Annotated in this window: 9 protein-coding genes; 5 read left to right on the top strand and 4 right to left on the bottom strand. The window is 57.7% G+C overall.

Annotation, left to right across the window (positions count from 1 at the left end):
- Positions 1–20: 20 nt before the first annotated feature.
- Together tpiA and WA411_RS07975 are read left to right on the top strand one after the other, a co-directional pair.
- Positions 21–827, top strand: coding sequence for a triose-phosphate isomerase (gene tpiA / locus WA411_RS07980; RefSeq protein WP_222464736.1), 807 nt, complete (start codon positions 21–23; stop codon positions 825–827).
- A gap of 11 nt (positions 828–838) precedes the next feature.
- Complete coding sequence (locus WA411_RS07975; RefSeq protein ID WP_291907104.1) at positions 839–2,470, top strand: NADP-dependent glyceraldehyde-3-phosphate dehydrogenase; 1,632 nt, start codon at positions 839–841, stop codon at positions 2,468–2,470.
- A 25-nt stretch (positions 2,471–2,495) separates the two neighbouring features.
- Here WA411_RS07975 and WA411_RS07970 read toward each other — a convergent pair whose 3' ends face one another.
- The 3 genes from WA411_RS07970 to WA411_RS07960 form a co-directional block, all read right to left on the bottom strand.
- Positions 2,496–3,746 carry a substrate-binding protein gene (locus WA411_RS07970; RefSeq protein ID WP_291907107.1) on the bottom strand — a complete coding sequence of 417 codons (1,251 nt, stop codon included), beginning with the start codon at positions 3,744–3,746 and terminating at the stop codon, positions 2,496–2,498.
- A 177-nt stretch (positions 3,747–3,923) separates the two neighbouring features.
- On the bottom strand, positions 3,924–4,802 hold the full coding sequence (locus tag WA411_RS07965; protein WP_291907110.1) for an aldo/keto reductase: 879 nt from the start codon (positions 4,800–4,802) through the stop codon (positions 3,924–3,926).
- Positions 4,803–4,809: 7 nt separating this feature from the next.
- Positions 4,810–6,633 carry an alpha-amylase gene (locus tag WA411_RS07960; protein WP_291907113.1) on the bottom strand — a complete coding sequence of 608 codons (1,824 nt, stop codon included), beginning with the start codon at positions 6,631–6,633 and terminating at the stop codon, positions 4,810–4,812.
- 261 nt (positions 6,634–6,894) lie between these two features.
- On the opposite strand from WA411_RS07960, the gene malE reads away from it, so the two are divergent.
- The 3 genes from malE to malG all read left to right on the top strand — a co-directional run bounded on the left by malE (position 6,895) and on the right by malG (position 10,650).
- Positions 6,895–8,094: a maltose/maltodextrin ABC transporter substrate-binding protein MalE gene (gene malE / locus WA411_RS07955; RefSeq protein WP_291907115.1), complete on the top strand. Its 1,200-nt coding sequence runs from the start codon at positions 6,895–6,897 to the stop codon at positions 8,092–8,094.
- A gap of 113 nt (positions 8,095–8,207) precedes the next feature.
- On the top strand, positions 8,208–9,749 hold the full coding sequence (gene malF, locus WA411_RS07950; RefSeq protein ID WP_291907118.1) for a maltose ABC transporter permease MalF: 1,542 nt from the start codon (positions 8,208–8,210) through the stop codon (positions 9,747–9,749).
- Positions 9,750–9,759: 10 nt separating this feature from the next.
- Complete coding sequence (malG, locus tag WA411_RS07945) at positions 9,760–10,650, top strand: maltose ABC transporter permease MalG (RefSeq protein ID WP_069183322.1); 891 nt, start codon at positions 9,760–9,762, stop codon at positions 10,648–10,650.
- 371 nt (positions 10,651–11,021) lie between these two features.
- Here the strand turns inward: malG and malK are convergent, their stop codons facing one another.
- Positions 11,022–12,137 (bottom strand): maltose/maltodextrin ABC transporter ATP-binding protein MalK, encoded by a 1,116-nt coding sequence (gene malK / locus WA411_RS07940; protein ID WP_291907121.1) that lies wholly within the window; start codon positions 12,135–12,137, stop codon positions 11,022–11,024.
- Between the last annotated feature and the right edge of the window lie 3 nt (positions 12,138–12,140).

The raw sequence follows: 12,140 nt of genomic DNA, 5'->3' as shown, positions 1-12,140 counted from the left end.
TGCTTTTCGGGAGAAACATCATGAGAAAACCCATTCTGATTGGAAACTGGAAGATGAACGGCAGCCTTCAGGCAAACCAGGCCCTGATGGTTCGTGTGTTGCCCCGGCTGAGGATGTTCCGAAAGTCCATTGATCTGGCCGTGTGTCCGCCGCACCCGTATCTGTTTCAGGTGCGGGATCTGCTGGGTTACACCGGCATTATGCTGGGTGCCCAGAATGCGTCTGGATTTGTCTCCGGCGCCTACACCGGCGAAGTCAGTGCCACCATGCTGCAGGAGATGGGGTGTCGCTATGTGCTGGTGGGGCACTCTGAGCGCCGGTTACTGTTTGGCGAAAGCAATCAGGAGGTGGCTGCCCGTTACCGGTCGGTTCTTGGAGCCGGGCTCACGCCGGTATTGTGCGTTGGCGAAACACTGGACGACAGGGAGTCTGGACGCACCAATCTGATCATTGAACAGCAGCTTCAGGCGGTGATTGACGAAGTTGGCCTTGCCGCCATGGCGAATGGAGTTATTGCCTATGAGCCGGTGTGGGCTATTGGCACAGGCAAAACGGCCACGCCAGAGCAGGTTTCCCGGGTGCATCAGCAGATCCGTCAATTCATTGGGAAGAGCGCACCTGAGGCATCCGAAGACATCAGCCAGGATCTTCGCGTGATCTACGGCGGCAGCGTCAAGGCGGCTAACGCCTTCGAGCTTTTCAGTCTTGCCGACGTTGATGGCGGCCTGATTGGCGGTGCCTCGCTGCACGCCGACGAATTCGGAATGATTGCCGGTGCCCTGGCCGAGGCTTCCGGCGTTCTGGCCGGCGAATGCGAAACCAATTGATGGAGATGGACATGCAGTCAAAACGCTGGATGCAAACGACGTTTTTCCCAAAAGACAGCGACGTACCTGAAAAATTTCGCGGGGGCGGTGTGGAATTGGCCGATGCACTGATCGGGGGCAAACTCCGCCATTGGGACGGCCCTTATGCCGAAGTTCGAAGCCCGATCTGCACTATCGTGGAGGGCGATAGCGAACCTCGGCCGCTGGTGATCGGCCGGACGCCGCTGATGGATGAGGCCGCCGCCCTGGATGCTCTGGATGCGGCAGTGCAGGCTTACGGTCAGGGCAACGGAGAGTGGCCAAGCATGTCAGTGGCCAACAGAATCGATCACGTCGAACAGTTCCTCGCGGAGATGCGGAATCACAGGGAGTCCGTGGTCGAACTGCTAATGTGGGAAATCGGCAAGACCCGGAAAGATGCTTGCAAGGAATTTGACCGAACTTGTGAATACATCAACGATACAATCCATGAGTTGAAGGTGCTCGACCGACGTTCATCGAGATTCGAGATCGTAGGTGGCGTTGTGGCGCAGACCCGTCGCTTACCGGTGGGCGTTGCCCTGTGCATGGGGCCGTTCAATTATCCACTTAACGAAACCTTCACAACGCTGATTCCGGCGTTGATCATGGGCAACACCGTAGTGTTCAAACCCGCCAAATACGGGGTGCTCCTGATCGGCCCTCTGATGGATGCATTCCGGAAGTCATTTCCGCCCGGAGTCATTAATATCATTTTCGGGCGGGGCAGGGACACCGTCGGGCCGTTGATGAAAAGCGGTAAGGTGGACATGTTCGCCTTTATTGGCACTCACCGGGGTGCGTCCGCACTGAAACAGATGCATCCAAAACCGCACCGGTTCAAGGCTGTGCTGGGCCTTGACGCCAACAATCCGGCCATTGTGCTGCCAGACGCTGACCTTGAGCTTGCCGTCAGCGAGTGCGTCACCGGCGCGTTGTCTTTCAACGGTCAGCGCTGTACCGCCCTGAAACTGCTTTTTGTCCATGAATCCCTTGCGGATCAGTTTGTCAGCCATCTGTCGGAAGGTGTCAATGAACTGGCTGCGGGAATGCCCTGGGAGCAGGGCGTATCGCTGACGCCATTGCCCGAGCCGGGCAAGATCGGGTTTCTCAGGGAGCTGGTGGATGATGCCATCGCCAAAGGCGCATCGGTGGTCAATCCCGGTGGCGGCGAAGTGAACGGCACGTATTTTCACCCTGCCGTGCTATACCCGGTAACCTCTGACATGCGCATCTATCATGAGGAGCAGTTCGGGCCGGTCATTCCTGTTGTTGCTTTCTCGGATGAACAGGAAGTGATCGACCATGTCCGGAATTCCAGCTACGGCCAGCAGCTCAGTATCTTCGGTACGGATTCCGATATGGTGGGACGGTTGATCGATCTGCTTGCCAATCAGGTAGGCCGGATCAATCTCAATGCCCAGTGCCAGAGGGGGCCGGACACCCTGCCATTCAATGGCAGAAAGGATTCTGCGGAGGGCACGCTGTCGGTATCGGATGCCCTGAGGGTATTCTCGATACGCACAACGGTGGCCACCAAGTCCAGTGACAGCAACAGGGACCTGGTGACCAGCATCGTGCGTGGACGACAATCGAAGATCCTTACGACCGATTACCTGTTCTGATCGCCGGATCTTACTTCGCGGACTCTCAGAGCCGGAGGGGCTTGCCAGCCTCCCGGCGCCGCTCTTCCCATTCTTCCCGGGTCTGGGCTGCCTGATCGCCGGGCATCGAATCGATGATGCTGAAATAATCGGAACTGTATTCGTCAGCGATGATGGTGTTGCGTGGTTTCACTTTCACCACGTACACAGTCTGGATATTCTGGTGATCGAAGTCCCGCCAGTACTGCTCGTCCTTCAGGAACGTGTATCTGTGTCCCTCCAGGGCCCGTATGAGGCGGGCGGTATTGGTGGTTCCGGTACGCTCCACAGCATCCTTGTATTGGTAAACGATGCTGTAGGCAGAGGCCGCAGCGGTGGATGGCCGCATTTCATATCGCGCTGAGAAGGCCTCTACAAATTCCTTGCCTCGCGGGTAGTTCAGCTCGTAGGGTGCGTTCCATACCCAGGGCGAGCCGCCGATAACGCCTTCCATAATGGTGGGGCCCACCTGGCGCGCCATTCCGAGGGTGAGATTGGGTACAACTATCTGCATTTTCTTGGTTAGGCCCATTTCATAGGCGACATTCAGGGCTCGCACCATGTCGTCACCGAAAAGAACCATCATCAGAACCTTGGCATCGCTCGCTTCCGCCTGCTCCAGCGCTTCACGGAAGTCGGTAATCAGTGCTCGGGGGAAAGGCGTTTTCACGCCCTGGTGGCGCTGGATGTCCTCGGTTCCCGAAAATTTTCGTACCGACTCTTCCACGGACCAGCCCCAGGTGTAGTCAGCGGTGATGTAGAAGTAGTCGTCGTTGGCGTGATTGGTGGTGAGGTATTGGCTAAGCGCCTTGGCCGTCATCCATGCGTTGTAGGGCTCCCGGAACATGTGTGAGTGACCCTCGGCCCCGGTGGTGGCGTTCGAGTAGGTGAGGGTACCGAAGTAAATCCGGTCGCGATCCCGGGCGGCTTTACCCGAGGCAATGGCAACGGCGCTGGACACGCCGCCGAACACCATCTGGACGCCTTCACGGTCGATAAGCTCTGCGGTGTTTTTTGCGCCCTGAGCAGGTTCGCCACGGGTATTTCTGATCACCAGCTCCAGCTGGCGACCCATGACACCGCCGGCCTTGTTGATTTCGTCAACGGCCAGGAACGCGCCCAGACGCTGTTGCAGGCCCTGATCCTTGTAGCGACCGGTTTGCGGATAGTTCAGGCCGATTTTCAGGGTTTCGGCATAGACAGTGGAGCTCACCAGCAACAGCAGGCAAGCAGAAAAGATTACTTTTCTGATCTTCATTCAGGTTGGCCTCCGGAGTTGCAGCGCCAATGGAGGGAGAGGGCTGCGAATCTTTTTTTGATTATTTGTTAAGCAGAGCTAGTGTCAGCGCTGATTATGGAGTCAACAATGGGACTAAAGTGGAATTTTCGGTAACAAATTGTAGGTCAGTGACTTCTATCAACTTTACGATGCCCCTCAGGGCACCGCGGTTTGACGCATTGCCTCCAGCAGGGCGAACCAGAGCGGTCTGGGGAGAGTTGTGCGGGCGCCCTTGAGCGCTGCCTCAATTCTCGCCTCACGCATGGAGCCAAGAACCGGAATCGGGGCACCCGGAAGCTGCCGCAACCACGCGATGGCCAGCCCCGTCGCGCACAGTCCGGTTTCTTCTTTGGCGGTTTGCAGCAGGCTTTCTGGAACCGAGCCGGGCAGGGCACCACCAGCCAGTGGTGACCAGGCAAGCCAGCGCAGGCCATCGCTAAGGTGGGCCTCATAGGTGCCATCGAACAACGGTGATGCATGGTTGAGTGACAGCTCGCTCTGATTACACACCAGGGGCAGGCGGGTATTTTTCTGAAGCCAGCGCCACTGCTCCGGCAGGAAATTGGATACCCCAATGTGCCGAATCTTGCCGGCGCTGACGGCCTGCTCCAGGGTTCGGGCAAGTGATTCCGCCTCCAGCAGCGGATCTGGCCGGTGAATCAGGAACGTGTGGATTTGCTCAACCCGCAGCCGGCTGAGAGACCTGTCGATAGCCCCGGAAAAATAGTCTGCTTCGGCCCGATAGTGTTTGGTGGTCCACTGGCTGGTGTCCTGATGGGCAGGCACAATGCCGGCTTTGGAAATAACCTGTACTTTCTGACGCAGTTCCGGTGAGGCCATCAGTGCCTCGCCGAAAATACGCTCACACTCGCCATCGCCGTAGATGTCGGCATGATCGAAGACAGTCAGTCCTTCATCCAGCCTCCCCTGGATCCAGTCTGCCAGCCGTGCCGGCTGGCACAGATCGGCATGGTCCAGCAGACGCATCATGCCAGGAACAAGAGGGGTGTCTTCCAGAAATCTCGAATAACTCATGGTCAGGTCACTTTTTCCCGAACGCAATCACCACCCGGTCATCGCCGTTGGTTCTTGAGAATACATAGGGTTGCTGGCTGATCAAACGGTGCTCGCCTGCGCCGATCGCGGGATGACGCTCGCGGAACTGCCCCAGCTTCTGCCAGTGCTCAAGGATATCGGACACCTCGCCATTCTCAATGGCATTCCAGTTCATGTCTGAGCGGGTGCCCTGATGCGGATCCGATCCGGTTGCACCAAATGGACGGCCGGACTCATCACCGTAGAACACTTGAACTGCGCCAGGCGTAAGCATGAGAGCCGCCGCAGCGCGCCTCTGTAGCGCGGGATCATTGCCGGCAATCTGGCTGAAGAGTTTGGTGTCATGGGAAGAGATGTAGCTCATCACATTGAAGTTTTCTTCGCCGTGCAGTTTGCTGGCGTAATCACTGTAGATGGGTTCCATGGCGGGCAGGCATTGCGCGCCGGCCCGGGCTTCTTCCTGCAGGTCGAAGTTGATCACCGCATCGAAGCCGGCATCAAAATAGGCGGTCCTGCGAACCGAATGGGGGAATACCTCGGCAACCATCCAGAACTCCTCGGCCGGCAGGTCGGCGTCGGGATTGCGGCTGCGGTAATCATCCAGGGCGGCCTGGGCCTCCTGTTTGAGCGCCAGCCAGGCCTCCGGCTCTACATGCTTGGCGGTATCCACCCGGAAGCCGTCCACGCCGAATTCCCGGACCCAGTCGGTTAACCAGGTGATCAGGTAATCCCTTACCGAGGCATTGTCCAGTTGCTGGCTTCTGGAGCTGGCTTTGTTCCTCAGAAAAACCGGAAGATCCACAGGCTGGTCGGCCTCGGTCTTGAAATCCGGCAGAAACGCGAGAGAGCCACGCTGGGCATCCACGGAGGCATTCGGTGGCGTGTCATAGTCGGCGATTCCAGCCCGGACCCAGTCTTTGCCCCACCAGTTGCGCCAATCCGGATGGTCGTAATCAATGAGGGCATGGTAGGCGTGGAAGTTTTCCCAGGATTCCGGCTGCCAGTTGCCCCAGCGCTCGGGCAGATGCTTTTCGAATCCCTCGAACAGCGAACCGAACCGGAAGGTTTGCATATCCTGCAGGGTACTGTAGCCCGGATGGTTCATGACCACATCCATGACCACCCGGATGCCTCGCTTATGGGCTTCCTGAACCAGGGTACGGAATTCCTCCCGGGTACCGAAGTTGGCATCCGGGACGGTGAAGTCCAGGGCGTAATAGCCATGGTAGCCGTAGTGCTGGAAATCGCCCCGGTCGCCACCGCCGACCCAGCCGTGCATCTGTTCGAACGGAGGGGTAATCCATAGCGCGCTGACACCCAGCTCCGACAGGTAATCCAGTTTTCGGGTCAGGCCGACAAAATCTCCGCCATGGAAGGTGCCGATTTCGTCCTTGCCGTCGGGTTGGCGACCGTAATTCAGGTCGTTGTCTGTCCGGCCATTGGCAAACCGGTCTGTTACGGCGAAATAGACGGTCGCCCCTGCCCAGGTGAACTGGCCCGCCTTGGCGTCGACTGATTCCAGTAACACCAGCCCCTCGGCGTTGGCACCCGGCGCCATGGTTACCTCACCGTCGATAACCCGGGCCGTGTTACCTGTGTAGAAATCCCGGACCAGTGTCCCGTCCGGGAATGCGGAACCGACCGGAATCGTCATTTCGGCTGACGCCGCTTCGCAAAAGACATTGGTATCATTGGCTGAGGGTGGCCCGGCCACAACTGCGGGCTTACCCGGGCCGGAAGCACAACCGGCTGTAATCAGGGCTGAGGCGATGCAAGCTGAGAGTTTCAGGTGTCTGGCGCGAGGGCTCATGGCAAATGCTCCGTTACGGTTTTCATTCTTGTGGATGCCATCAAACCAGACTCCACCCCGGGGTGGTAGAAGGAATTTTCTACGCCCGCCTACTCCCCTCTACTACGCCTCGGGGAATGAAATAAGGGGTGATGCTTATTACCTGGAATTGCCACACAGTGCCAATACTCGCAAAAGAAAGTTTGCGTTGAGTCCGGCCCGACAACCTCGTGAATGGCCGGAAAACAAGAATAAGGCAAGAACATACAGAGGAATCACCTGATGAATCGTCGAACTTTTATCCGCAGCACTCTCGCAGCCTCCATTGTTGCCGCTACCTTCGGCGTCTCCGCGCCGGCCCATGCCGAGATCGAAGAGGGCAAGCTTCTGGTCTGGATCAACGGTGACAAGGGCTATGACGGCCTGCAGGAAGTGGGGGACTGGTTCACTCAAGAAACCGGTATCCCGGTTGAAGTCGCCCACCCGGACAGCGCCACCGACAAGTTCCAGCAATCTGCCGCAACCGGCAATGGCCCGGATATCTTCATCTGGGCCCACGACCGTTTCGGCGAATGGGCCCAGAGCGGCATCATTTCCGAGATCAAGCCGTCCCAGAGTGTGATTGACGCCAACTATGACTTTACCTGGGATGCGGTTACGGTGGGCGGCAAGATGTACGGCTACCCGATGGCGGTCGAGTCTATTGGCCTGATCTACAACAAGGATCTGTTGCCAGAGCCCCCCAGCGCCTTCGAAGACATTCCTGCGGTTCACCAAAAGCTGGCGGAAGACGGCAAGCGCGCCATTCTGTGGGATTACAACAACACCTACTTTACCTGGCCGATGCTGGCGGCAGCTGGCGGATACATTTTTGGTGAAAACGCCGATGGTTCCGTGGATGTGAAGGACACTGGCGTGAATACCGAAGGAGCCATCAAAGGTGCCAAAGCATTGACCCGGCTGATCGAGGAGGGCGTTATGCCCCGCGGAGCCGACTACAGCGCCATGGAGTCCAGCTTCAACAAGGGCGAGACGGCCATGATGATCAACGGACCCTGGGCCTGGGGCAACCTTGAGAAAAGCGGCATCAACTTCGGTGTAACCACCATCCCGACAGTGGATGGCCAGCCCAGCAAACCGATGGTGGGTGTTATGGCCGCGACCCTGAACTCTGCCAGTCCCAACAAGGATCTGGCGGTTGAATTCCTGGAGAACTACGCGCTCTCCGTCAAGGGCCTGAAAATGGTGAACAACGACGTTCCCCTGGGTGCTGTGGCCAACAAGGAATTCATGGATGAACTCTCCTCCGATCCCAATATCAAGGCGACCTTCGAGAATGCCCAGCTGGGTGAACCCATGCCGAACGTACCGGCTATGGGTGCCTTCTGGTCGTCCATGGGGCCTGCCCTGCAAAACATCACCTCCGGACGCCAGTCCGTTGAAGATGCCCTGAACGCGGCAGCACAGCGAATTACCCGGTAACCAAAGGGTAAACCGGTGTCGGAGGGGGTTCCTCCCTCCGACACCGGGCCGCCTGGACGTGCATGAACATTCGCCGTTGCCGACGTGCGACGGTAATCAACGGGCTGACTACAATGATAACGGAAACCCTGTCCTCTCCCGGTATTGAAAGCAGACACTCCATGACCCGAGTATTTCTAAAATGGGGCGCGCTGGCGGCGTTGGTCGGTGCCGCGCTCTACCTCATTCTGGCACTCTACGCCCAGCGTGAGTTTGTCTTCGCTATGCTGTTTCTGGTGCTCACCGCGTCGGCTGTTGCGGTGTTCGTGAGCAAAAAGCTGTACGCGCACCGTTACATTTTTCCGGCCATCGCCGGCATGGGGCTATTCGTCATTTTCCCCCTGATGTATACCGTTGGTATCGGCTTTACCAATTACAGTGCCAGCAATCTGCTGAGTTTCGAGCAGGTGCAGGAAAACCTCCTGAGCCGGACCTATCAGTCAGAAGCGGTTCGCTATGACTATCAGCTCTACAAAACCGACGAAGGCTATGTGTTCTGGCTTGAGGGAGAACACCAGAACCTGACTTCAACACCGGTAAACCTGAATGAGGGCGAGCGCTCGGCACCGGTCTTGCCGGTGTCGGGCAAGCCGCAAGGTGAACCTTTGTCCATTCGCGAGATCATCCAGCTCAGGGGGCAACTCTCGGAACTGACCCTGATCACCGAAGACGGGCGCGAGCTGAGCCAGGCCAGCCTGCGTTCATTCGCGGCGATCCATCCCCAGTTTACGCTGCATGACAATGGGAGCCTGACCAATAACCAGACCGGCGTCACTTATTTCCCGGACCAGGAAACCGGCTTCTACCGGGACGCCGATGGCAATGCCTTGTCGCCTGGCTGGACGGTCAATATCGGCTGGGATAACTATCTCAAGGTGGTCACCGATCCTTCCATACGCGGACCATTCTTTGAGATCTTCGTCTGGACGCTTTCGTTCGCAGTTGCCACGGTTGTCTTTACCCTGGCTCTGGGGCTGCTGCTGGCCAACCTCCTGCAGTGGGGCCAGATTCGGGGCAAGGGCTTTTACCGCACCATGCTGATCCTGCCTTATGCGGTGCCGGCCTTTATCTCGATTCTGGTGTTCAAAGGCTTGTTCAATCAGAACTTCGGTGAGATCAACCTGGTTCTCGAGGGCCTGTTCGGTATTCGTCCGGACTGGTTCAGTGACCCGGCGCTGGCCAGAACCATGATTCTGATCGTGAATACCTGGCTTGGCTATCCCTATATGATGCTGCTGTGCATGGGGCTTCTGCAGGCTATCCCCCGGGACCTGTATGAAGCCTCGGCCATGGACGGAGCAGGGCCGGTGAACAATCTGTTCAATATCACCCTGCCGTTGATCATCAAGCCGCTGATGCCGCTGCTGATTGCCAGCTTCGCATTCAACTTCAACAACTTTGTCCTGATTGCACTGCTGACCGGGGGCGCCCCGGACATCATCGGCGCGAGCACGCCGGCAGGTACCACCGATCTTCTGGTGAGCTACACCTACCGCATTGCGTTCCAGGACTCCGGACAGAACTTTGGTCTGGCCGCCGCTATTGCCACTGCAATTTTCCTGGTGGTGGGCGCGTTGTCCCTGATCAATCTCAAACTGTCCAAGATCAAGGTGTAAGGAGCTTCTTATGGCCATGGTTGAACCCCGCTCCACCAAATACCGCGTGCTGGCATCCCACCTGGGGATGCTGGCGTTCATCGCGATCATTCTGTTCCCGTTGTTGATGGTCATTTCCATCTCGTTCCGCAGCGGTAATTTTGCATCCGGCAGCCTGCTGCCGGAGAACCCTTCCCTCGAACACTGGTACCTGGCGCTGGGTATTCCCTACACCGGAGAAGATGGTGTGACCACTCAGCCGCCGTTTCCGGTACTTCTATGGTTGTGGAATTCGATCAAGATCGCCGTTGTTTCGGCGGTGCTGATCCTCGCACTTTCTACAACCAGTGCTTACGCCTTTGCGCGCATGCGTTTTGCCGGCAAGGGATTTGTCCTGAAATCGATGCTGATTTTCCAGATGTTCCCGCCGGTGCTTTCCCTGGTGGCTTTGTACGCTCTGTTCGATCAGATCGGCAATCACGTGAGCTGGCTCGGGTTGAATACCCACGGTGCGGTCATCGTGGCCTCCCTGGGTGGCATGGCGTTGCATATCTGGACCATCAAGGGCTACTTCGACTCCATTGACCGCTCCCTGGAGGAGGCCGCTATCGTGGATGGCGCCACCACCTGGCAGGCCTTCCGCTACATCCTGCTGCCACTTTCGGTGCCGATTCTGGTGGTGGTGTTCATCCTGGCGTTCATCATGACCATCATGGAGTACCCCATGGCGTCGGTGCTTCTGGTGGACACCGATAAGCTGACCCTGGCGGTAGGTGCCCAGCAATATCTGTATGAACAGAACTACCTGTGGGGCGATTTCGCGGCAGCGGCGGTTCTCTCCGGTCTGCCGATTACCGTGATCTTCCTGTACTGCCAGAAGTGGATTGTCGGCGGCCTCACCGCCGGTGGTGTGAAAGGGTAGGCGACTTCTCTTTACGCGATCCCAGCGTCTTCCAGCGTTAGCTTTCGCGACCCGGTCAGGTTAATTCCCCCCTGCTGACCGGGCTTTTTTTGTCTGTCGATCCTGATGTTGCCAAGACCTGGATTCATGACTTGCCGCACATCAGCCGGGACCGTATTGGCAAAACACGCTGTTAATACGTCCATGTATGCTCGGCTCCGCCATCCATGGCTCCGCACGGTTTTGCCAATACGGTCCCGACCAATGCGCTCGCCTGGGAGATGGTTTTCAATCAAAGGAGCTTCGATTCTTATGGATCGACAGAGTTGATGTGGTTTCTAACGCGGCAGAAAAAAGGGGCCAGCCAAGGCCCCTGAGGAAGTCAGTGGGAGTCAGAAATCGATGCAGGGCTCGCGGTAAAGGCGGGGGCAGGCGTTACCGTCCTGGCGGAACAGGTGGCATTTGTTGGCGTTCATGCCCAGGGTCATTCGGGCGCCTTCCTGAATCGGGTTGGAGCCGTCGGTGCGCATGGTGATAACGCCTTCAACGTTATTGACGTCCAGGTGCACCAGGGTCTGGTAGCCGAGGCGTTCAACCACGTGCACTTCCCCTTCCAGATACATGTCGGCTTCCTGATCTTCGCTCAGGTGTTCCGGGCGAATGCCAAGGGTGACGGATTCGCCCTCGGAGAGCTCGGCACCGTTTACCGGCAGTTCCAGTCGGTGGTCACCCGGCATGACGATGGTGACGGACTGGCTGCTGGCGGAAGCAACGGTGCAGTCAATGAAGTTCATCTTGGGTGAGCCGATAAAGCCGGCGACAAAACGGGTGGCCGGATAGTGGTACAGCTCCATGGGCTTGCCCACCTGCGCGATGGAACCGTTGTCCAGGGCAACGATTTTGTCGGCCATGGTCATGGCTTCTACCTGGTCGTGGGTTACGTACACCATGGTGGCGCCGAGGCGTTTGTGCAGGCGGGAGATTTCGATGCGCATCTGGACCCGCAGGGAGGCGTCAAGGTTTGACAGCGGCTCGTCAAACAGGAATACCTCTGGTTCCCGGACGATGGTCCGGCCAATTGCCACGCGCTGGCGCTGGCCGCCGGAGAGGTCCTTGGGCTTGCGCTCCAGGAGCTTGTCCAGTTGCAGCAGGTTGGCGGCGTCCTGGACCCGACGGTTGATTTCGGTTTTGTTGGTCTTGGCCAGTTTGAGGCCAAACGCCATGTTCTCTGCCACGTCCATGTGGGGATAGAGGGCATAAGACTGGAACACCATGCCCACTTCCCGTTCCTTGGGTGGCAGGTTGTTAACCCGGTCGTTGCCGATGTACATGTCGCCGGAGGTAATGTCTTCCAGGCCTGCGATCATGCGCAGCAGGGTGGACTTGCCGCAGCCGGAGGGCCCGACAAAGACCACGAATTCTCCGTCCTGAATGTCCAGGTTTACGTCTCGGGTAACCTGGACTTCGTCATAGCTCTTGCAGATATTGCGTAAAGTGACGCTGGCCATATC

The sequence above is a fragment of the Marinobacter sp. CH_CUG1437-1 genome, assembly GCF_037029655.1.
GTDB lineage: Bacteria > Pseudomonadota > Gammaproteobacteria > Pseudomonadales > Oleiphilaceae > Marinobacter > Marinobacter salsuginis.
The sequence above is the reverse complement of the archived record's forward strand: the minus strand, read 5'-3'. Positions and strand labels throughout refer to the sequence as shown.

Excerpts from the sequence above, each read along its gene's own strand:
- malF (WP_291907118.1), top strand. The coding sequence starts at position 8,208 with ATGATAACGGAAACCCTGTCCTCTCCCGGTATTGAAAGCAGACACTCC.
- WA411_RS07975 (WP_291907104.1), top strand. The coding sequence starts at position 839 with ATGCAGTCAAAACGCTGGATGCAAACGACGTTTTTCCCAAAAGACAGC.
- WA411_RS07965 (WP_291907110.1), bottom strand. The coding sequence starts at position 4,802 with ATGAGTTATTCGAGATTTCTGGAAGACACCCCTCTTGTTCCTGGCATG.
- malK (WP_291907121.1), bottom strand. The coding sequence starts at position 12,137 with ATGGCCAGCGTCACTTTACGCAATATCTGCAAGAGCTATGACGAAGTC.
- malG (WP_069183322.1), top strand. The coding sequence starts at position 9,760 with ATGGCCATGGTTGAACCCCGCTCCACCAAATACCGCGTGCTGGCATCC.
- tpiA (WP_222464736.1), top strand. The coding sequence starts at position 21 with ATGAGAAAACCCATTCTGATTGGAAACTGGAAGATGAACGGCAGCCTT.
- malE (WP_291907115.1), top strand. The coding sequence starts at position 6,895 with ATGAATCGTCGAACTTTTATCCGCAGCACTCTCGCAGCCTCCATTGTT.
- WA411_RS07960 (WP_291907113.1), bottom strand. The coding sequence starts at position 6,633 with ATGAGCCCTCGCGCCAGACACCTGAAACTCTCAGCTTGCATCGCCTCA.
- WA411_RS07970 (WP_291907107.1), bottom strand. The coding sequence starts at position 3,746 with ATGAAGATCAGAAAAGTAATCTTTTCTGCTTGCCTGCTGTTGCTGGTG.